Source organism: Enterococcus ratti (assembly GCF_001886195.1).
GTDB classification, from domain to species: Bacteria; Bacillota; Bacilli; order Lactobacillales; family Enterococcaceae; genus Enterococcus_B; species Enterococcus_B ratti.
The window spans coordinates 28,660-48,311 of the sequence record NZ_JXLB01000001.1; the positions used below are offsets into that span (position 1 = coordinate 28,660).

General features: G+C 36.3%; 18 protein-coding genes. 14 read left to right on the top strand and 4 right to left on the bottom strand.

Features of this window, described 5'->3' with window-relative positions; translation table 11 throughout:
* Positions 1-1,011: a tryptophan--tRNA ligase gene (trpS, locus tag RV14_RS00125; RefSeq protein ID WP_071854334.1), complete on the bottom strand. Its 1,011-nt coding sequence runs from the start codon at positions 1,009-1,011 to the stop codon at positions 1-3.
* 409 nt (positions 1,012-1,420) lie between these two features.
* Here trpS and racE point away from each other — a divergent pair, with 409 nt between their 5' ends.
* From racE to cbpB, 4 genes are all read left to right on the top strand, one after another.
* Positions 1,421-2,242 carry a glutamate racemase gene (racE, locus tag RV14_RS00130; protein WP_071854335.1) on the top strand — a complete coding sequence of 274 codons (822 nt, stop codon included), beginning with the start codon at positions 1,421-1,423 and terminating at the stop codon, positions 2,240-2,242.
* Positions 2,243-2,245: 3 nt separating this feature from the next.
* Positions 2,246-3,577: a nucleoside-triphosphate diphosphatase gene (locus RV14_RS00135; RefSeq protein WP_071854336.1), complete on the top strand. Its 1,332-nt coding sequence runs from the start codon at positions 2,246-2,248 to the stop codon at positions 3,575-3,577.
* On the top strand, positions 3,577-4,089 hold the full coding sequence (locus tag RV14_RS00140) for a metallophosphoesterase (RefSeq protein ID WP_071854337.1): 513 nt from the start codon (positions 3,577-3,579) through the stop codon (positions 4,087-4,089). Before RV14_RS00135 ends, RV14_RS00140 begins: the two co-directional genes overlap by 1 nt.
* Before the next feature lie 101 nt (positions 4,090-4,190).
* Complete coding sequence (gene cbpB, locus RV14_RS00145; RefSeq protein ID WP_071854338.1) at positions 4,191-4,688, top strand: cyclic-di-AMP-binding protein CbpB; 498 nt, start codon at positions 4,191-4,193, stop codon at positions 4,686-4,688.
* A 98-nt stretch (positions 4,689-4,786) separates the two neighbouring features.
* Here the strand turns inward: cbpB and RV14_RS00150 are convergent, their stop codons facing one another.
* The gene (locus RV14_RS00150; RefSeq protein ID WP_071854339.1) at positions 4,787-5,704 is read right to left on the bottom strand and encodes a mechanosensitive ion channel family protein; all 918 of its coding nucleotides are present in this window, start codon (positions 5,702-5,704) and stop codon (positions 4,787-4,789) included.
* A 168-nt stretch (positions 5,705-5,872) separates the two neighbouring features.
* Here RV14_RS00150 and RV14_RS00155 point away from each other — a divergent pair, with 168 nt between their 5' ends.
* Positions 5,873-6,886, top strand: a complete 1,014-nt coding sequence (locus RV14_RS00155; protein ID WP_071854340.1) for a branched-chain amino acid aminotransferase — start codon at positions 5,873-5,875, stop codon at positions 6,884-6,886.
* A 285-nt stretch (positions 6,887-7,171) separates the two neighbouring features.
* On the opposite strand, the gene fabI is transcribed toward RV14_RS00155, so the two are convergent.
* Positions 7,172-7,927, bottom strand: a complete 756-nt coding sequence (fabI, locus tag RV14_RS00160; protein ID WP_071854341.1) for an enoyl-ACP reductase FabI — start codon at positions 7,925-7,927, stop codon at positions 7,172-7,174.
* A 216-nt stretch (positions 7,928-8,143) separates the two neighbouring features.
* Between fabI and fabZ the strand changes: the two genes are divergently transcribed.
* A complete protein-coding gene (gene fabZ, locus RV14_RS00165; RefSeq protein ID WP_071854342.1) occupies positions 8,144-8,584 on the top strand; it encodes a 3-hydroxyacyl-ACP dehydratase FabZ in 441 nt (146 codons plus the stop codon).
* Positions 8,585-8,705: 121 nt separating this feature from the next.
* On the opposite strand, the gene RV14_RS00170 is transcribed toward fabZ, so the two are convergent.
* Positions 8,706-9,461 carry a peptidylprolyl isomerase gene (locus RV14_RS00170; protein ID WP_071854343.1) on the bottom strand — a complete coding sequence of 252 codons (756 nt, stop codon included), beginning with the start codon at positions 9,459-9,461 and terminating at the stop codon, positions 8,706-8,708.
* A 185-nt stretch (positions 9,462-9,646) separates the two neighbouring features.
* Between RV14_RS00170 and RV14_RS00175 the strand changes: the two genes are divergently transcribed.
* From RV14_RS00175 to RV14_RS00210, 8 genes are all read left to right on the top strand, one after another.
* A complete protein-coding gene (locus RV14_RS00175) occupies positions 9,647-10,741 on the top strand; it encodes a DUF871 domain-containing protein (RefSeq protein WP_071854344.1) in 1,095 nt (364 codons plus the stop codon).
* Between the two features lie 265 nt (positions 10,742-11,006).
* Complete coding sequence (locus tag RV14_RS00180) at positions 11,007-11,942, top strand: alpha/beta hydrolase (RefSeq protein ID WP_071854345.1); 936 nt, start codon at positions 11,007-11,009, stop codon at positions 11,940-11,942.
* Between the two features lie 512 nt (positions 11,943-12,454).
* Positions 12,455-13,303 carry a PRD domain-containing protein gene (locus RV14_RS00185; protein ID WP_071854468.1) on the top strand — a complete coding sequence of 283 codons (849 nt, stop codon included), beginning with the start codon at positions 12,455-12,457 and terminating at the stop codon, positions 13,301-13,303.
* Positions 13,304-13,315: 12 nt separating this feature from the next.
* Positions 13,316-15,307 carry an N-acetylglucosamine-specific PTS transporter subunit IIBC gene (gene nagE, locus RV14_RS00190; RefSeq protein ID WP_071854346.1) on the top strand — a complete coding sequence of 664 codons (1,992 nt, stop codon included), beginning with the start codon at positions 13,316-13,318 and terminating at the stop codon, positions 15,305-15,307.
* 320 nt (positions 15,308-15,627) lie between these two features.
* Complete coding sequence (obgE, locus tag RV14_RS00195) at positions 15,628-16,941, top strand: GTPase ObgE (protein ID WP_071854347.1); 1,314 nt, start codon at positions 15,628-15,630, stop codon at positions 16,939-16,941.
* 255 nt (positions 16,942-17,196) lie between these two features.
* Positions 17,197-17,748, top strand: a complete 552-nt coding sequence (locus RV14_RS00200; protein ID WP_071854348.1) for a DUF1269 domain-containing protein — start codon at positions 17,197-17,199, stop codon at positions 17,746-17,748.
* A 167-nt stretch (positions 17,749-17,915) separates the two neighbouring features.
* On the top strand, positions 17,916-18,863 hold the full coding sequence (rnz, locus tag RV14_RS00205) for a ribonuclease Z (RefSeq protein WP_071854349.1): 948 nt from the start codon (positions 17,916-17,918) through the stop codon (positions 18,861-18,863).
* Positions 18,860-19,648, top strand: a complete 789-nt coding sequence (locus RV14_RS00210) for an SDR family NAD(P)-dependent oxidoreductase (RefSeq protein ID WP_071854350.1) — start codon at positions 18,860-18,862, stop codon at positions 19,646-19,648. The genes rnz and RV14_RS00210 overlap by 4 nt, the downstream gene beginning before the upstream one ends.
* The last annotated feature ends 4 nt before the right edge of the window (positions 19,649-19,652 follow it).

A 19,652-nucleotide genomic window follows, 5' to 3' on the forward strand; every position in this document is an offset into this window, starting at 1 on the left:
TTAATTAAAATAATTAATGCCCATGGCAGTTTTTACTTCACTTAATGTTTTTGCGGCAGTTTTTGCAGCTTCTTCGCTTCCTTTATGGAGAATATCCATAACTGCTGCTGGATCATTTGATAACTCTTTGCGACGAATACGGATCGGTGCAAATTCTTCTTCTAATACATCAATTAAATAACGCTTAATCTTCACATCTCCTAAACCGCCACTTCGATAGTGAGCTTTCATTTTTTCAATGGCTTCTTTGTCTTTTCCAAAGACATCTAAATAAGTAAAAACCATGTTTCCTTCTACTTTACCAGGGTCTTTGACGTGGATATGATTAGGATCTGTATACATGTTCATCACTTTTTGCTTGACAACGTCAGCAGAATCAGAAATATAAATTCCATTTCCCAGTGACTTACTCATTTTTCCGTTGCCGTCAATCCCCGGCAAGCGTCCCATACCTTTAGGAGGAAAGACGCCTTTTGGCTCTACTAAAACATTTCCATACGTATGATTAAAAGCTTGAACGATCTCTTGTGTTTGTTCCAACATAGGTTTTTGATCTTCACCTACTGGAACTAAATTGGCTTTAAAAGCCGTAATATCGGCTGCTTGAGAAACCGGATAAATAAAGAAACCAGTTGGAACGCCACCACCAAATTTTTTTTGTTCGATTTCATTTTTAACTGTTGGGTTGCGACGAACACGTCCTACACTTACTAAATTGAGGTAGTACATGGTCAATTCAGCCAATTCAGGGATTTGTGATTGAATAAAAAGCGTTGATTTTGTAGGATCTAAACCTACAGCCAAATAATCTAAGGCGACTTCTAAGACGTTTGAAGAAACTTTTTCTGGATTTTTAGCATTATCGGTTAAGGCTTGCATATCGGCAATCATGACAAATAATTGATTGTTGCTCTCTTTTTGCATTTCTACACGTGTCTTTAACGAACCAACATAATGTCCTAAATGGAGTTTGCCAGTTGGCCGATCACCTGTTAAAATAATATTTTTCAAAAAAAACACCTCTTTACGATTTGTAAGACACTTCATATCTTACCGTTTTTCAAGGGAAGAAACAACTGTTGCTCATCAAAATACAAATAAAATAAAAAAATAGCCAATTCAGTTACAAAAAGAACAAGCAGGCTGTTTTCATTAACGTCTAAAAAAGAGGGAATTTTATAATCAATAATAAATGAAAGTGTGAAATATCCATTTGTTCATGCCGATTTTAACAGCTGATTTAAATTAAGTTCCTCTTAACTGTGTAAAGGAAAATAGTAGTTGTTTTTTTATTTGAAGTTGATTGTTATTTTACAACTGCTTTTATTTGTTTCTTTTACGTCTTATAGAAAAGGTAGTACTTGAAAAATTAGCTTAAAAAGTCCACAATAAGGAAGATAGAATTTATTGAGAAAAAAGGATGATACTATTGACTGATAATCGCCCGATAGGTTTTATTGATTCAGGAGTTGGCGGGTTAACCGTAGTTAAAGAAGCCCTGAAGCAGTTACCGAATGAAAATATATTATATGTGGGAGATACTGCTCGCTGCCCTTATGGTCCAAGACCAGCGGAGCAAGTAATTCAGTTTACTTGGGAAATGACGAACTATTTGGTGGAACGAGGCATTAAAATGTTAGTAATTGCTTGTAATACAGCTACTGCCGTTGCTTTAGAAAAAATTAAAGCGGCACTTCCTATTCCAGTCATTGGCGTAATCCTTCCTGGAACAAGAGCAGCTATCAAACAAACGAGCAATCAACAAGTAGGTATTATCGGTACGTTGGGGACGATAAAAAGTCATGCTTATGAAACCGTCTTGAAAGAAAAAGTTCCTGAGTTAACAGTGAGTAGTTTAGCCTGCCCAAAATTTGTTTCAGTGGTGGAAAGCAATGAATATCATTCTTCTGTCGCCAAAAAGATCGTTGCGCAAACTTTAACGCCGCTGCTTTCTAAGAAAATCGATACGCTTATTTTGGGGTGTACGCATTATCCTTTATTGCGTCCGATCATTCAGAATGTGATGGGAGAAAGCGTGACATTAATTGATTCGGGAGCCGAGACAGTTGGTGAAGTTTCAATGCTATTAGATTATTTTGAAATCAGCCATTCGCCAAAAAAGAAGCAGACGTTTTGTCATTTTTATACTACGGGTTCAGACAAACTGTTCAAAGAGATTGCACAAGATTGGTTGTCCCTTGATTCTATCAACGTTGAGCATATCGAATTAGGAGGGCGATGAAACATGCGTCATGATGGAAGAAATCCCCAGCAGTTGAGAAAAGTTACTCTTCAAACTAATGTATTTCACTACCCAGAAGGTTCTGTAGTGATCCGCTTTGGAAATACGATTGTCAGTTGTTCTGTTACAATTGAGGCAGAAGTTCCGTCATTTTTACAAGGTACAGGAACGGGTGAACTTATTGCGCAATACCATATGTTCCCTCGTGCGACTCGTAAAAGAAATATGGAAACGCCAGTTGAAGATACCATGATAATCCAGCACTTGATTGAACGTTCTTTAAGAGCGGTTGTTGATTTGGAAAAACTAGGGGAACGAAGTATTGTAATGGATTGTGATGTTCTTCAAGCAGACGGTGGTCTACAAGCAGCAAGCATCACGGGTGCTTTTGTTGCATTAAGACTCGCCGTTGATACGCTACTTCAAAAAAAAGTATTACAAGAAGACCCAATTAATGAACCTGTAGTGTCTGTTAATGTTGGTCTTTTTCCTGAGGGAGTTTATGTAGATTTAGATGAAAAAGAAGAAAAATTTGCATTAGCAAAAATGAATCTTGTAATGACTGAATCAGGTAAATTTATTGAGATACAAGGTAGGGGAGTAGGATCGACCTTTGATGGCGAACAATTAAATGAAATGTTATTTTATGGCAAATCGGCAATGGAACAGCTAATTTTAGAACAAAAAAGCGTGATGTTTAAGCCTTTGCAGCAAGAAAGGGGCGAGCCTTTGAAAACAATTATTATTGCAACTAGAAATACGGGAAAAGCGCAAGAGTTCAAAACCATGTTTGGACGTGCTGGCTATGAAGTAAAGACGTTAGCGGATTATCCTGAGTTACCGGATGTTGAAGAAACGGGTTCAACTTTTGAAGAAAATGCCCGTTTGAAAGCAGAGACGATTGCTTATTTATTGAATCAACCAGTGTTAGCGGATGATTCTGGATTAAAAGTGGATGCTTTAGGAGGAATGCCCGGAATTTATTCTGCCCGTTTTGCAGGTGAACACAAAAGTGATGCAGGAAACAATGCTAAACTTCTTTACGAGTTGACTGATGTTCCTGATGAAAAAAGAACGGCGCAATTTCATTGTACGCTTGTTTTTGCGGCCTCCGGCAAAGAAAGTCTGGTAGTTGAAGCGCAGTGGTCAGGAAGAATTGGTCGTATTCCAAAAGGTGAAAATGGCTTTGGATATGACCCATTATTTATTCCCAACGACTCAACTAAAACCGCTGCTGAAATGTCTAGTGAAGAAAAAAATAAAATGAGCCATCGTGGTCAAGCTATGGCTAAATTGAGTCAAAAATGGCAAAAATGGTTGGAAGGTGAAAGATGATGCGTTATTTAGTAGTAAGTGATAATCATGGAGATCGTGAAATTTTAGTAGATTTAGTAGAACGCTATCGAGAAGTAGTTGATTACTTTTTTCATTGCGGTGATTCTGAATTGCCGCAAACGGATGAGTTGTGGACTCATTTTCAGGTAGTAAAAGGAAATTGCGACTATGGATCGGAATTTGCAGAAAAGCAAGTAATCAAAATAGAAAAAGACACAATTTTTTTAACGCATGGTCACTTGTTTAATATCCGGTTTGGTCTTACTCAACTTGCTCTTGAAGCAAAAGAACAAGGGACAAATATGGTCTTTTTTGGTCACACCCATCAAATTGGTTGTGAAGTCGTTGAAGGCATTTTATATTTAAATCCTGGGAGTGTTTCACAACCGCGTGGATCGATTCAAATTCCTTCTTATGCATTGATTGAACATGTCAAAGAGCAGATAAAGATTCAGTATTATAACCGTGCCCACCAGCCGGTCGAAGAGCTTGCATTTACTTATTCTAATTAAATAAAAATTCTCTAATTTTTGCTAAAATATTATTTATTTTTATGGATTTTGCATCCGTTTTCAGTAAAATGATCACATGAAATAGAAATGGAGGCCATTCGATGATTGGACCTATTGTAAGAGAGTTATTGCTGCAAAATCAAGCAACTTTTTTGATCCCTGCTGAAAATGTAGCAAATGTGATGTACCAACATCCGTTGTCACATGGTTTACTTGTTTTATCGAAAGTGGGTTACACGAAAATCCCAGTTTTGGGAAAGGATGATCGATTTGTCGGATTAGTCAGTTTATCTGATATTGTCAATAAAATGATTGATCTTCAAACCATCAGTATGGACCCATTGGAAGACTTGACAGTTGCAGATGTCATGGAAACAGAATGTGCAACCGTCAATGAAAACTGGGAATTAGAAGAAGTCCTTCATTTACTAGTGAATTCTCCGTTTTTACCAGTGGTAACTGAAGAAAAAATTTTTAAAGGGATCATCACAAGAAAAGAACTTTTGAAGGCTGTGAACTTCATGGCTCATGAATTGGAACGGCGCAACGTTGTTTCACCTAAAGTAGAAGAATTAAAAGAAAAAATGAATATTATCTAGTTAGACAAACTAGCTCATGACAAAAAGATTGAGGCGAAATTAATACGCCATTTTCAGTTGGACGTTTATCTGAAAATGACGCACGGTTCTCAATCTTTTTATTTTAAAATGATAGGTGTATTGGGAATCGTAAAACCAGCAGCTGTTAGTTCTTTTACATACGAACTTAAAAATTCTTCTTTTAATGTATACTGTTTTCCATTTAGTACATAACAAATTGTTCGAATCGCAAAATTACTATTTCCTAAATCTACTAGACCGAAAATGGTTGGTTCGGTTTGTAATTCTTCTTGGTATTTTTCTGCTAACTGATGATTGACTTTTTCAATAATTTGATAAATTTGATCGTAGCCTTCTTCTGGTACAATTCGAATATCTAGTAAAACTTGCATGTTGGCTCGGGAAAGGTTGCTGATCGTTGTAATATTGCGGTTAGGAATAAAGTGAATGGTACCGTCTGTGGCTTTTAATTGCAGGGTACGAATTCCAACAGAAACGACGGTTCCTTCAATCGATAAGTTTGCTAATTTAACATAATCACCGACATCCATTTGCTGTTCCATAATAATAAAAAATCCTGTAATCATATCACTCATAAAACCTTGCGCACCTAAACCAATTGCTACACCTGCGATTCCAGCTCCTGCTAATAACGAACCGATGGGGACACCGACTACAGATAAAATGGCATAAATGAAGAAGAAGCCCATAGCATAATGGAAAATAGTATTTAAAAGACTATGTAAAGTCTTTAAACGACTTTCATTTAAAACAGATTTTTTAGAATATTGTTTAAATGACTTATCAATTAAATATTTACCAATGCGATTTATGAAACTAAATAAAATAATCAAAAAGATTAAATAAAGACTTTTTTGAATAAATGTAGCTAAAATAGCATCCCAGTTAATGTTATTCCAAAAACGCTGGAAAGCATTGACTTGATGGACTGCTTGATCGGTCAACGTATCTTCTGTCGAAGTAGTTGTTGCCTTTTTGGCTAATTGTAAAAACATAACATCCTCTTTTCTAAACATTTACTTATAGATACCATTGTAACAAGAAGAAGACAAAAAGAAAATCAGGAATCAATCATTTGAGGTTCAGTAATTTTCAAAATAGAAAATGACAAATGATGTTGTTAGTGTTAAAATATTCACAAAACAATGATTGGTGGAATGAATATGCAAATGGATTGGAATAATTTAGGTTTTTCATATATCAAAACTCCTTGGCGGTATATTGCAAAATGGAAAAATGGTCAATGGGAAAAAGGAGAATTGAGGGAAGAGAACTATCTAACAATCCATGAGGGTTCTCCGGCACTTCATTATGGACAGCAATGTTTTGAAGGATTAAAAGCTTATAGAAGAAAAGACGGGAAAATTAATCTCTTTAGAGCAGATCAAAATAGTCGCCGTTTGAATCAAAGTGCAAGACGTTTGTTGATGCCTATGGTGCCAGAACCAATGTTTATGGAAGCAATAAAAAAGGTAGTCAAAGCAAATGAAGAATTTGTTCCGCCTTACGGAACAGGTGCTACCCTTTATTTGCGTCCTTTTTTGATTGGTGTAGGTGAAAACATTGGTGTTCATCCAGCTTCAGAATATTTGTTTGTGGTATTTTGTACACCGGTAGGTGCCTATTTTAAAGGTGGGTTGAAACCAACCAACTTTATCGTGTCAGATTACGATCGAGCCGCTCCTAACGGAACAGGTGCTGCGAAAGTGGGTGGAAACTATGCAGCTAGCTTGCTGCCCGGTACGCAAGCCAAAGAATCAGACTATTCCGACTGTGTTTATTTAGATCCTGCGACTCATACGAAAATTGAAGAAGTAGGTGCCGCTAACTTTTTTGGCATTACAAAAGATAACCAATTTATCACACCGCAATCGCCTTCTATTTTGCCAAGCATTACTAAATATTCTTTATTACAATTAGCACAAGAACGTTTAGGTTTAAAAGCTGTTGAAGGAGATATTTTTATCGATCAGCTTGATCAATTTGCAGAAGCAGGTGCTTGTGGAACGGCGGCTGTTATTTCACCAATTGGTGGTATTTATTATAAAAATCATTTACATGTTTTTTATAGCGAGACAGAAGTAGGCCCTATAACCAAACGCTTGTATGATGAATTGACGGGAATTCAATTTGGAGAGACAACTGCACCAAAAGGATGGATTCAAGTAGTTGAATAAAGCAGTAGAAACTCGTGTTGGTAAAAGCACGTGATAAAAAGAAAGGCTGTACAGGAGTGGTAAGAGCGTTCACCTATTCAATATACAAAGAATAAAGGGCAGTGAATGCACGTAAAAAATAACAAGCCAAAGGATCTGAAAATATTTCAGATCCTTTGGCTTGTTTTTCGTAAACGAAGAGGTGACCAACGTTTATTTAGTTTTGAAATTTGAAAGAGAAGATAAATAAAAGCTACTATCCAATAAATCAAGTAAACTCCAAAGCCAGTAAGCTAAAATTTTTTATTAGGATAAATGAACGCCTTTATCAACATAAACAATATCACCAATTATACCGCTTGAAAGCGGGCTAATTAAGAAGGCACAAGCATTTCCTACTTCTTCAATTGTTACACCTTGTTGATCCGGTGTGCGTGATTCGGATAACTGAATTAGTTTTTGATAATCCTTTACTCCAGTAACGGCTAAAGTTTTGATCGCACCAGCTGAAATGCCATTTACACGAATACCTTTAGGTGAAAACTCTGCGGCTAAATAGCGGATGGCAGATTCTAAAGATGCTTTTGCAATTCCCATCATATTGTAATTAGGAATGGCACGCTCTGAACCTAAATAAGACATGCTTACGATTCCACTGTTTTGAGCAAGGTATTTTTGAGCATATTTAGTGACAGCAATTAACGAATAGCTGCTGATGTCTTGAGCGAGTTGATAGCCGTCACGTGAAATGTCTGATACATTTCCTGATAGTTCTTCTTTGTTTGCATAAGCGATTGCATGCACGAGTCCATGAATTTCTCCGGCATATTCACCGATTTCTTTCATGGCTTTTTCAATGCTTTCATCACTGGCCACGTCACATTCTACAGCAAATGCCTCTTCACTGATTAATTTGTTCAGTGATTTTTTCATCCGTTCATTTTGATAAGTATAAATAATTTCAGCGCCTTGTTTCATCATCGCTTCGGCACATCCCCAAGCGATACTACGTTTGTTTGCGACGCCCATAACGACGATTTTCTTTCCTTTTAAAAAAGACATATTGACACTCCTTTAATTCTAAAAAGATTTAACAGGTTGTAAAATGAATAATAAATGCAAAATAATAACCTCTTGATTTTCTATTATTAGTCAAATTGTTTTGGTTGTCAAACTATTTTTTTGGATAATAAAAAAAGATTGCTAAAAAAATAAGAATGTGATACTTTGATAATCAAAGTAATGATTAAGGCGTTTAGCCAAGAAAAGGAGTAAATTATGTCTTACGTATTATCTGCTACTGAAGTAATGGACTTGATTCCTAACCGTTATCCGATTTGCTATATTGATTATGTAGATGTTTTAGAACCTGGAAAAAAAATTATTGCAACTAAAAACGTCACGATTAATGAAGACTTTTTTCAAGGCCATTTTCCAGATAATCCAGTTATGCCGGGGGCTTTGATTTTAGAAACTTTGGCTCAAGCTGGTTCCATTTTAATCTTAAAATCGGAAGAATTTTTAGGAAAAAGAGCCTACATTGGTGGAATAAATAAAGCAAAATTTCGCCAAAAAGTCGTTCCCGGAGATGTAATGAAATGTCATTTTGAGATCACAAAGATGAAAGGAGCAGTAGGAACTGCTTTGTCTGCTGCGTATGTTGAAGATAAAAAAGTTTGTGAATGCGAATTTACTTTTATCGTCAATAAAGAGGTTTGAGAAAAAAATTGAAAAAAGTTCAACGGTTGTAGGAAGAAACGCATCAAAAAATTTTACATTAAAAGCCGAAAACATGTGAAACAAATCTGTTTTGTATGTTTTCGGCTTATTTCAATGATTGTTATTTTTTGGCTTCTTGTAAGATAGTGATTTTTTCAATTTTTATGTCTTCTTTTGGTTTGTCAGAACTGTTTGTTTCAACCGCTGCAATTTTGTCAACAACGTCCATTCCTTCAATGACTTGACCAAATACGGTGTATTCACCGTCTAAGGTAGGATAACCACCATTTTTATAGGCGTTAATGATTGCTTGAGGATAATCTTCTTTTAACAAACCATCATGAACATCCTCGGAATTTTGAACAATAAAGAACTGGCTGCCGTTACTATTAGGGTCTTGTGTGCGTGCCATTGATAAAGCACCGCGTATATTATAGAGCTGGTTAGAAATTTCGGTTTCAAATCCTTTTCCCCAAATGCTTTCCCCGCCAGTGCCGTCTCCTTTTGGATCGCCGCCTTGGATCATGAAGTCTTTAATTACTCGGTGGAAAGTCAAACCGTTATAGTAGCCATCTTTTGCGTGAGTCATGAAGTTTTCCACTGCTTTTGGAGCCAATGTAGGAAATAGTTTGATTTTAATTGTTCCTTTGGTTGTCACCATTTCAATAAGGTCTTCATTTTCTGCTACTTTTTTGTCCAATTGTGGAAGCGCCAGTGAATTTAAATCTACACTTTCTTTTGTACTGCTGGCTGTTGTTTTTTCCGTTGAATTTTCTGTGGAAGAAGTAGCTGTTTTTACGTTATTTTGTGTGCAGCCAGCTCCAAACACTAAGGTTGCGGCTAAACCCATACTTAATAGTAATTTTTTGGTTTTCATAGTCAATTCCTTTCAAAAATATTAGTATTGTTATCTATAATAATAACAAACTATGCTAGGAATACCTATCTTTTTCTTATAAATTTTTCTTTTTCTTGTCTTTTAGATTAAAGGTGTAGACCATTCTTACGGCTTTTGTTACAATGTAAGTGGATACAAAATAAAAATACGGGAGGATTTAATGAATGGGAAAATTAGGAATTTCGATTTATCCAGAACGTTCAACGTTTGAAAAGGATCGTGCTTATTTGGATTTAGCACATAAATATGGTTTTAAACGTGTATTTACTAGTTTGCTACAAATAGAAGGTGACAAAGAGCAAGTATTAGCTGATTTTACGAAAGTAGTGGAGTATGCGAATCAATTAGATATGGAAGTAATGGTAGATATCAATCCAGCGTTATTTGAACAATTGGAAATTTCTTATGATGATTTGTCGTTTTTCCATAAAATGGGCGCCTATGGAGTTCGCTTAGATGTCGGCTTTACTGGTGCTGAGGAAGCGAAGATGACACGTAATCCGTATGGTATAAAAATTGAAATTAATATGAGTTCAGGAACGAACTATGTAGATAACATTATGAGTTACTCACCCAACACAACGAATTTGTTGGGTTCACATAATTTCTATCCTCATCGTTATTCAGGTTTGAGCTATGAGCACTTTGTGTATTGCTCAAAAAAATTTAGAAAGTATAATTTAAATACCATGGCTTTTGTTAATTCGCAAGCTGCAGATTTTGGTCCGTGGCCAACTCAAGATGGTCTATGCACATTAGAAGATCATCGCCAGTTAGAACTTTCAACTCAAGTTAAACATTTGCTGTTAACTGGATTGATTGATGATATTTCTATTGGTAATGCTTATGCCAGTGAAGAAGAATTAAAAGCAATGGCTGAAGCGTTTCATGCAGATTACCCGACGTTAAAAGTAGATGTAGTCGAAGATATTACAGAAGATGAGCGAATATGCTTATTTGATCATCTTCACAGCTATCGCGGTGATCGTTCGGAATATCTCCTTCGTTCAACAATGACGCGTGTTTACTACAAAGACAAATCATTTCCAGCTCACAATACACAAAACATGAGGCATGGCGATGTTTTAATTGATAATGTGGGGTATGGGCAATACAAAGGTGAAACACAGATTGCCTTAAAAGAAATGAAAAATGACGGTCGAGTAAATGTGGTCGGACGTATTTCTGATGATGAATTGTTCTTGTTGAATTTTTTGAAACCGTGGTCGAGTTTTAAATTGATTGAGAATAAAAAATAACTACTGAAATATGCGAATTATTAGACTGTAACTGTTAGACTGTAACTGTGGTGTTGATTTATTAAGTTGATGCCATGTTTGCAGTCTTTTTTATCTTTTGAGTATTCAAACAAACTTATTTATAAAAGTGTTAGTAAAGTAAGGAAACATTTTTGCATTTGTGACCTTTCTCATTTTTTTATTGTTCAAGGATTGCATTGAGTAATTTCTTTGTTTATACTTATTCAAAGAATGTGTATAAATAGGGAAACAAGAAAGGAAAGAAATGAAGCTTTGGATCAAAATTATTATTGGGGCTGTTTTAGTCGTTGCAGCTGCTTTAGTATTTGCAGGAAATTATTTTTATAATTATGCGGTGGTGCCTTCACAAAAAGATTTTTTAGAAAATGATACATCAAAAATTTCACAGACGTCTGAAGAGATAGCTGCAGCAAAGTGGTTTAATGACAAAAAAAATCGTAGTGAATGGCAGATGACTTCGACTGATAAGCTGAAGTTATCGGCGATTTATCTTCCCGCCGAAAAGAAAAGCGACAAAACAGTGATTGTCGCTCATGGCTATATGGGAAATGCTGAAACAATGGCTAATTATGCGAAAATGTTTCATGATTTAGGCTATAACGTATTGGTGCCTGATGCACGGGGACATGGGCGTAGCGAGGGCGGTTACATTGGCTTTGGCTGGCCAGAACGAAAAGATTATGTGCAGTGGGTGGATCAAGTTTTGGCTCAAAATGGTTCATTACAAAAAATCGTCTTTTTTGGTGTAAGTATGGGGGGGGCAACGGTTATGATGACTAGTGGTGAACGACTACCAGGAAATGTTAAGGCGATTATCGAAGATTGTGGTTATTCTTCTGTGACTGAAGAATTAGCTTATCAACTAAAAGAGTTATTTGGTTTGCCGTCTTTTCCATTAATTCAGGTGACTAGCGTAGTGACGAAGATTCGAGCGGGGTATTTTTTTGGAGAAGCAAGTGCGGTGAAACAGTTAGAAAAGAATACACGACCTATGTTATTTATCCACGGAGATGAGGATACATTTGTGCCTTATGAAATGTTTGATAAAGTGTATGGTGCTACTAAGGGACCAAAAGAAAAATATGTAGTTAAGGGAGCCGAACACGCAAAATCATATACGGATGATCCAGCAAAATATCAGTTAGTGGTAAAAGAATTTTTGAATAAATATGTTCACTGATTTTTGAGTAAGAGTCTACGCAGGAGCTATTTCTTTTATTTATCCTATAATATGTTTGTTGTACTAAGCAATTTTTCCTAATTGAAGTTCAAGTTTTTTCATTATAAAAGAGAATAAGTTTCTTTCATTTACCTAGTTTCTTGGATCAAAATCATGATTTTTTATTCAATGAATCGTTGATGAAAAATGCTTATAAATAACTTTTGTTTTTTATTTTTAAAATCTATGTTCTGTGTGCAGCAGTGAAAAGTATAGAAATATCCAAGTAAAAATATCTTATTCAAAAATTCAAAATTTATAAAAAAACGTTGACAAAGCATAAAAATCTATATAAAATGATGTTGTTAACAATATTTTGTTTCATGTGACTAGATCATACTAGGCATGGAAAATTTCTGAAAGAAAGGGGTTTCTTTCTAGAAGTTTTCATGTCTATTTTTTGTGTGGCCAAACAAAAGTTGTATGGGAATAGAAGCAAGAAGCAGAAAACTTTCACAAAAAGGGATGCGCGCATGAAAATTAAAAAGATTCTGAATCAAAATGCTGTGTTGGTAGAAGCGGATGGTCAGGAAAAAGTGGCAATTGGTAAAGGAATTGGTTTTGATAAAAAAAGAAACGATTTGATTTTTGAACGAGAAATTGAACGAATTTTTGTGATGGAACCGGAAGGACAACTCAAACTGCAAAATTTATTGAATCAAATTGATGAACGTTTTTTATTTGCAGCGGAGCACATTATTGATTATGCAGAAACTGTCTTGATGGAAAAACTGAATGAACACGTGCTAATCGCATTATCTGACCACATTGCTTTTTCAGCAGAAAATATCAAAAATGGGATAGTTGTTCGAAACAAGCTGCTGCGAGAAATTGAGGTTTTATATAGTGAAGAATTCAGTGTAGCTCAATGGGCAGTAGAGTATTTAACGAAAGAATTAGCTGTTCCTTATACGTATGACGAAGCAGGCTATATTGCCATTCACATTCATAGTGCTCGAAGAGGTCGAATAAGCAATCATCGCAGCATTCGTGAAGTTACGATTGTCTCCAATGTCATTCAGTTAATTGAACGCGAACTTTCAGTTGATATGCATTCTGAAAAGATGTCGTTGAATTATTCGCGTCTAGCCAATCATTTACGGTTACTTTTACACCGGATGAATGCGCAACAATATGCGGTTTTGGATACAGAAATCGTTCAAATGGTGAAACGAAAGTATCCGGAAAGTTATAAAATTGCAAAAGAAATACGTGTCTTATTGATTAAACAATATCAAATCTCCATTACAAGTGAAGAATTAGGTTATTTGGCTATTCACATTGAACGATTACGAGGATCGATTGAACATAAGAAAAATTAGGGGGAATAAAAAATGAAAGCATATATGCAACGTATGGGTCGCTCTTTGATGCTACCTGTTGCTGTTTTACCTGCGGCTTCTTTATTAGTAGGTATTGCAAACTGGATTGTTGGAATGGGTGTAAGCAATGCGGCGACAACATTTTTAATGAATTCTGGACTGGCGATTTTAAATCATCTGGCCTTATTATTTGCTGTAGGTCTAGCATTAGGAATGTCTAAAGATAAAGATGGTTCAGCTGCATTAGCGGGGTTAGTAGCTTACTTAGTTCCACAGACGGTTTTAGATCCAACTTCTGTTCAAATTTTACTGGGACTAAAAGACGTAGCAGAGGTCAATCCTGCGTTTAACAGCATGGGCAATAATGTATTTGTAGGTATTATCGCTGGGTTAACAGCTGCAGCGATGTATAACCGTTTCAGTCAGGTAAAATTACCAATGGCTTTGTCTTTTTTTAGTGGAAAACGACTGGTTCCAATTATGTCCGCTTTAGGTATGTTAGTAATTTCAGCTATTTTGTTGTTTATTTGGCCTAGCGTCTATGACGTACTAGTATCATTTGGTAAAATGATCTCTGGTTTAGGTTTTATTGGCGCAGGATTATACGGCTTCTTTAACCGATTGTTGATTCCCACAGGGTTGCATCATGCGTTGAATTCAGTGTTCTGGTTCGACGTGGCAGGAATTAACGACATTGGTAATTTTTTAGCCGGACAACAAGCATTGGATAATGGAACAGCAATTATTGGTCAAACGGGAATGTACCAAGCAGGATTCTTTCCCGTGATGATGTTTGGGTTGCCAGCTGGTGCCTTGGCGATTTATCAATGTGCCCGCCCGGAAAAGAAAAAAGTAACAGCTTCCTTGATGCTTGCTGCGGCATTTGCTGCATTTTTTACTGGCGTAACAGAACCGCTTGAATTTTCATTTATGTTTGTTGCTTGGCCTTTGTATGTGATTCATGCTATATTTACAGGTTTGTCATTAGCAGTTAGTGCATTTTTCCATTGGACAGCAGGTTTTGCTTTTAGTGCAGGTTTTGTGGATTATTTCTTATCATTAAAAAATCCAGTTGCTAACCAGCCGTTGATGTTAATTATTCAAGGTTTGATTTTTGCAGTAATTTATTATTTTGGATTCCGCTTTGCAATTCAAAAATTTCATTTAATGACTCCCGGGCGTGAAGCTGGTACGGGAGAGGAAACACCAGATATTGCAAAAAGTGATGACAAGTTTGCAGCACTAGCAAGCCAAATTTATACTGGTTTAGGTGGGGCAGAAAATGTAATAGCTATTGATAATTGTACAACACGTTTACGTTTACAAGTAAAAGATACGAGCATCGTTGATCAAGATAAGATTAAAGCAACAGGTGTTCCAGGCATCAAAGTGATTGATGGGACAAATATTCAAGTCATTGTCGGTACCGAGGTTCAATTTGTTGCCGATGAATTGACGAAACTTCACGGCACGTCAACTACTCAAACAGCTCAACCTAGCGCAGAAAGGATCAAAACAAGACCTGTGATTGAAGGTTCAGTTACCCAAGACCTTTATGCTGTAGCAAATGGACAATTGATTCCAATCACCGAAGTTTCAGATGATGTTTTTGCTGAAAAAATGATGGGAGATGGGTATGCTGTGTTACCCAAAACGGGTGAGATTTTCTCCCCAATCGCAGGAACGGTTGTTAACATCTTTCCAACCAAACATGCAGTAGGAATTCAAACTGATTCAGGTATTGAAGTATTGCTTCACATGGGAATTAATACAGTAGATTTAAAAGGTGAACCATTTACTTTGTATGTTGAAGAAGGACAATATGTAGGGCGTGGACAGTTGATTGCCCTTGTTGATCTTGCTGCTCTTCAAAATTCAGGGAAAAAATCAGATATGGTTGTTGTTTTTACGAATGGAGATGAAGTACAAAATTTAGTTATTTCTGCTAGTCGAAAAGTTCAAGCAAATGAACCTATCGGAAAAGTCACTAGTCAAGGAAAATAAAAAGAAGTTATTCCTTAAGTATTTCAAAAAAGAATGAGTCATGAACCAAGAATCGAACGGATGAAGAAAAGTCCGTGATTCTTGGTTTTTTATTTTTTAACTAGTTAGTAATAACATCTATTTTTAAATCAATTTACTCTGACGATAATGAATCTTGTAGTCAGGATCTGAGAATGGAAAAAATGCATAAATTAATGAAAATTTAATTGAAAAGATAGACAAAATTGCATTTGACCGATAAAATGAATAGGACTTTTGTTTATTGTGGAAATTCAGGTAGTCGATGAATAAATAATAGAGAAATATAGGAGGGCTTAGAGATGTCCATGTTTTTAGATCAAGTAACAATCGATGTAAAAGCCGGTAAAGGCGGTGACGGGATGGTTGCTTTTCGTAGAGAAAAATATGTTCCAGATGGTGGACCTGCCGGTGGTGATGGTGGACGAGGCGGCAACGTCATTTTAATTGTTGATGAAGGCTTGCGGACGTTAATGGATTTTCGTTTTCATCGTCACTTTAAAGCAAGACCTGGAGAAAATGGCATGAGTAAAGGAATGCACGGACGAGGCTCAGAAGATACGTACGTAAAAGTCCCTCAAGGAACGACGGTTCGGGACGCTACAACTGGTGCTTTATTAGGGGATTTGGTGAAAAATGGTCAAACGCTGGTCGTTGCTAAAGGAGGGCGAGGAGGACGCGGCAACATTCGTTTTGCTTCACCTAAAAATCCAGCGCCTGAAATTGCTGAAAACGGTGAACCGGGTCAGGAAAGAACGATTGAATTAGAATTGAAAGTATTGGCTGATGTGGGGCTTGTCGGTTTTCCTTCTGTAGGGAAATCTACCTTGCTTTCAGTTATTTCGTCTGCTCGCCCGAAAATTGGAGCCTATCATTTTACAACACTCGTTCCTAACCTTGGCATGGTTACAACAAGTGACGGTCGAAGTTTTGCTGCAGCGGATTTACCCGGCTTAATTGAAGGGGCTTCTCAAGGGGTAGGTTTAGGTACGCAATTTTTACGTCACATTGAGCGAACGCGTGTTATTTTGCATGTGATTGATATGAGCGGCATGGAAGGAAGAGATCCTTATGAAGATTACGTTGCGATTAATCAAGAGCTGTCTTCTTACAATCTTCGTTTATTGGAGCGTCCGCAAATCATTGTAGCGAATAAAATGGATATGCCAAGTGCCAAAGAAAATCTAAAAAAGTTTAAGAAACAGCTTAATCAAGAAAAAGAAGATGAATTTGCAGAAACGATTCCTATTTTTCCTATTTCAGGTGTTACGAGAAAAGGAATAGACGCACTATTAAATACTACGGCGGATTTATTAGAGAAAACACCGGAATTTCCTTTATATGATGAAGAAATGACAGAAGAGACGGTACAATATGGTTTTACCTCAGAAGGTTCAGAGTTTAAAATTGATCGTGCTTCTGATGCGACTTGGATTTTATCGGGAGAAAAAATTGAGAGACTGTTTCAAATGACGAATTTCAATCATGATGAAACAGTGATGCGTTTTGCTCGTCAACTGCGAGGAATGGGAGTAGATGAAGCTTTACGTAATCGCGGGGCGAGAGATGGTGATTTAGTGAGAATTGGTGAATTTGAATTTGAATTTGTTGAATAAACGGTAGGAATTGTTCTACTAGTTTCCTCTATTTATCTGAGTTGAAAAAAAGTTAAAAAACGTTTGAAACAATCTTTCTTGTTTTGAACGTTTTTTATGGTGGAAGTATCTTTTTTAACATGAATTTTATCAGTATGTGTATTTTTTACATGTTCTTAGAGAGTTTTATTCTTCTTGTTATTTTTTAAAGAGCTTTTCCTTTTGTTTTTTGTTAATAGAAAGTAGAATAAAGAAAATGATAAAGGAGTGATGTTTATGAGTAAACGTGTAATTATTTTAACTTTTTCAGTAGAAAGTCAAGCTTATCAAGCATTTTCTGAACTAAAAAAGTTGCATGCTGCTCGTGAAATTAAAGGCGAACAAATGGCGGTTGTTAGCCACGATTCAAGTGGCAATCACCAATTTAAAATAGAAGATTTCTTAGATTTCACGGGCAACAATAAAACATCAAAGGGCGGATTAATTGGCATGCTTGTTGGGATACTGGGCGGTCCTTTAGGGATTCTCTTAGGTTGGTTTGCAGGCGAAATGATTGGCGCTACACAAGATGCCAAAGAAATCCAAGAGGCTCAGACGGTATTTGATTTTGTCGGAAACAAAATCGGCGAAGGTGCAACTGGTTTGATTTTAATTGCTGATGAAACAGATAATCGTCCCTTAAATCAATTAGTTATAATGAAACTCGGCGGAGAAATTACTCGTTTAGATTATGAAGAAGTAGAACAAGAAGTCCAAAATGCCAAAGAAGTTGAAAAACAAGCAAAAGAAACTGCTCAAAAAACATGGAATGATAAACATTCTCAATAACAGCAATCGTTCATAAAGAATAGAAGTTAGAAAAACGCAGAGGTAAAACGCGTTTTTCTTTTTTGTCAAACGAGTAGAAGAGTTGAAAAACAATTTTGTCTTACAGTTGATTATCTGTAGAATTTCCCATAAAATTAATAATGAGTTTAAAGAAAGTCAGGTAAATTATGGAATTACAATTTTTAGGTACAGGGGCAGGTGTACCTGCCAAACATCGAAATGTAACAAGCATAGCATTAAAACTCTTAGATGAAAGAAATGAAGTTTGGTTATTCGACTGTGGAGAAGGAACTCAAATGCAAATTTTGCGTACCAATATTCGTCCTAGGAAAATTGGAAAGATTTTTATTACCCATTTGCATGGGGACCACATTTTTGGTTTACCGGGGTTACTTAGCAGTCGGTCATTCCAAGGAGGAAATACCCCACTTGAAATATATGGGCCAAAAGGAATCGAGATGTTTATCAAAACTTCATTGGCGATTTCACAAACGCGTTTAGGTTATCCATTAAAATTTATTGCTTTAAATGAAGCGCAGCCGATTTTTAAAGACCTGCATTTTTCTGTTTACACAAAAAAACTAGATCATGGAATTGACAGTTTTGGTTTTCGAGTGGTAGAACATGATCATAAAGGAGAATTGCAGGTAGAGAAATTGAAGAAATTAAACATCCCAGCAGGTCCTTTATACGGTAAGATAAAAAAAGGAGAGATTGTTCAGTTAGCCGATGGAACCATTGTGGATGGGAAAAAATTTGTCGGTCCAGATAAAAAAGGGCGAATTCTTACTATTTTAGGAGATACAAGGAAAACTGAAAACTCCGTGATTTTAGCAAAAAATTGTGATGTACTTGTTCATGAAAGTACATTTAATAAGGATGAAGCAAAGATGGCTAAGAGTTATTTTCATTCAACGTCTAATCAAGCAGCAGAAGTAGCTAAAAAAGCAAATGCCAAAAGGCTGCTGTTGACCCATATCAGTGCAAGATATCTAGGCCAATCAGCTTTAGAACTGGAAAAAGAAGCAAAAGAAGTTTTTCCAAATACGAAGATTGTGAAGGATTTTGATTTAGTAGACGTTCCATTTCATGTTCATGAGGAGGATCAAGCATGAAGTTAGCGAATAAAGTTGTCTTAGTTACTGGTAGTTCTGGAGGATTAGGAGCACAAATCTGCTATGAAGCAGCTAAACAAGGGGCTATTGTAATCACTTGTGCACGAAGAGTCCCGTTGATCAATGAAGTAAAAGAAGAATGTAGAAGATTGAGTCAAAAAAAAGCGTATGCTTTTTCAGTTGATATGAGTGATCCAGCCAGTGTAGATGAACTCTATGAACAAGTAATGCGAGAAGTCGGCAGAATTGATGTGTTAGTAAATAATGCTGGTTTTGGCATTTTTGAGGATTTTTTGAAAGTCGATTTAGCAAAAGCATATGATATGTTTGAGGTAAATGTTCTTGGAATGCTGGCGTTGACACAAAAAGTTGCTATTGACATGGCAGAAAGAAGACAAGGACATATTATTAATATCGCTTCAATGGCTGGAAAAATAGCTACAGCAAAATCAACGATTTATTCGGCGACAAAATTTGCTGTTTTAGGTTTTTCAAATGCTTTGAGACTAGAATTAAAACCTCTAGGAGTAGCTGTAACGACTGTTAATCCGGGACCAGTCGCAACAGAATTTTTTAATCGTGCGGATCCTAGCGGCAACTATCTAGAAAAAGTCGGTCAACTTGTTTTAGAACCGGAAAAATTAGCAAAGACAATCGTTCGAACAATGAACCATCCAAAACGGGAAGTAAATCAACCAATTCTTTTTGAATTTGCAGCAAAATTTTATACCCTCTTTCCCACTGTTGGTGACTATCTTGCGAGTGGTATTTTTAACAAAAAGTAGGTGA

Excerpts from the sequence above, each read along its gene's own strand:
- cbpB (WP_071854338.1), top strand. The coding sequence starts at position 4,191 with ATGATTGGACCTATTGTAAGAGAGTTATTGCTGCAAAATCAAGCAACT.
- RV14_RS00210 (WP_071854350.1), top strand. The coding sequence starts at position 18,860 with ATGAAGTTAGCGAATAAAGTTGTCTTAGTTACTGGTAGTTCTGGAGGA.
- nagE (WP_071854346.1), top strand. The coding sequence starts at position 13,316 with ATGAAAGCATATATGCAACGTATGGGTCGCTCTTTGATGCTACCTGTT.
- RV14_RS00170 (WP_071854343.1), bottom strand. The coding sequence starts at position 9,461 with ATGAAAACCAAAAAATTACTATTAAGTATGGGTTTAGCCGCAACCTTA.
- rnz (WP_071854349.1), top strand. The coding sequence starts at position 17,916 with ATGGAATTACAATTTTTAGGTACAGGGGCAGGTGTACCTGCCAAACAT.
- fabZ (WP_071854342.1), top strand. The coding sequence starts at position 8,144 with ATGTCTTACGTATTATCTGCTACTGAAGTAATGGACTTGATTCCTAAC.
- RV14_RS00175 (WP_071854344.1), top strand. The coding sequence starts at position 9,647 with ATGGGAAAATTAGGAATTTCGATTTATCCAGAACGTTCAACGTTTGAA.
- RV14_RS00135 (WP_071854336.1), top strand. The coding sequence starts at position 2,246 with ATGCGTCATGATGGAAGAAATCCCCAGCAGTTGAGAAAAGTTACTCTT.
- RV14_RS00155 (WP_071854340.1), top strand. The coding sequence starts at position 5,873 with ATGCAAATGGATTGGAATAATTTAGGTTTTTCATATATCAAAACTCCT.
- RV14_RS00200 (WP_071854348.1), top strand. The coding sequence starts at position 17,197 with ATGAGTAAACGTGTAATTATTTTAACTTTTTCAGTAGAAAGTCAAGCT.
- RV14_RS00150 (WP_071854339.1), bottom strand. The coding sequence starts at position 5,704 with ATGTTTTTACAATTAGCCAAAAAGGCAACAACTACTTCGACAGAAGAT.
- RV14_RS00140 (WP_071854337.1), top strand. The coding sequence starts at position 3,577 with ATGCGTTATTTAGTAGTAAGTGATAATCATGGAGATCGTGAAATTTTA.
- RV14_RS00185 (WP_071854468.1), top strand. The coding sequence starts at position 12,455 with ATGAAAATTAAAAAGATTCTGAATCAAAATGCTGTGTTGGTAGAAGCG.
- RV14_RS00180 (WP_071854345.1), top strand. The coding sequence starts at position 11,007 with ATGAAGCTTTGGATCAAAATTATTATTGGGGCTGTTTTAGTCGTTGCA.
- fabI (WP_071854341.1), bottom strand. The coding sequence starts at position 7,927 with ATGTCTTTTTTAAAAGGAAAGAAAATCGTCGTTATGGGCGTCGCAAAC.
- racE (WP_071854335.1), top strand. The coding sequence starts at position 1,421 with ATGATACTATTGACTGATAATCGCCCGATAGGTTTTATTGATTCAGGA.
- obgE (WP_071854347.1), top strand. The coding sequence starts at position 15,628 with ATGTCCATGTTTTTAGATCAAGTAACAATCGATGTAAAAGCCGGTAAA.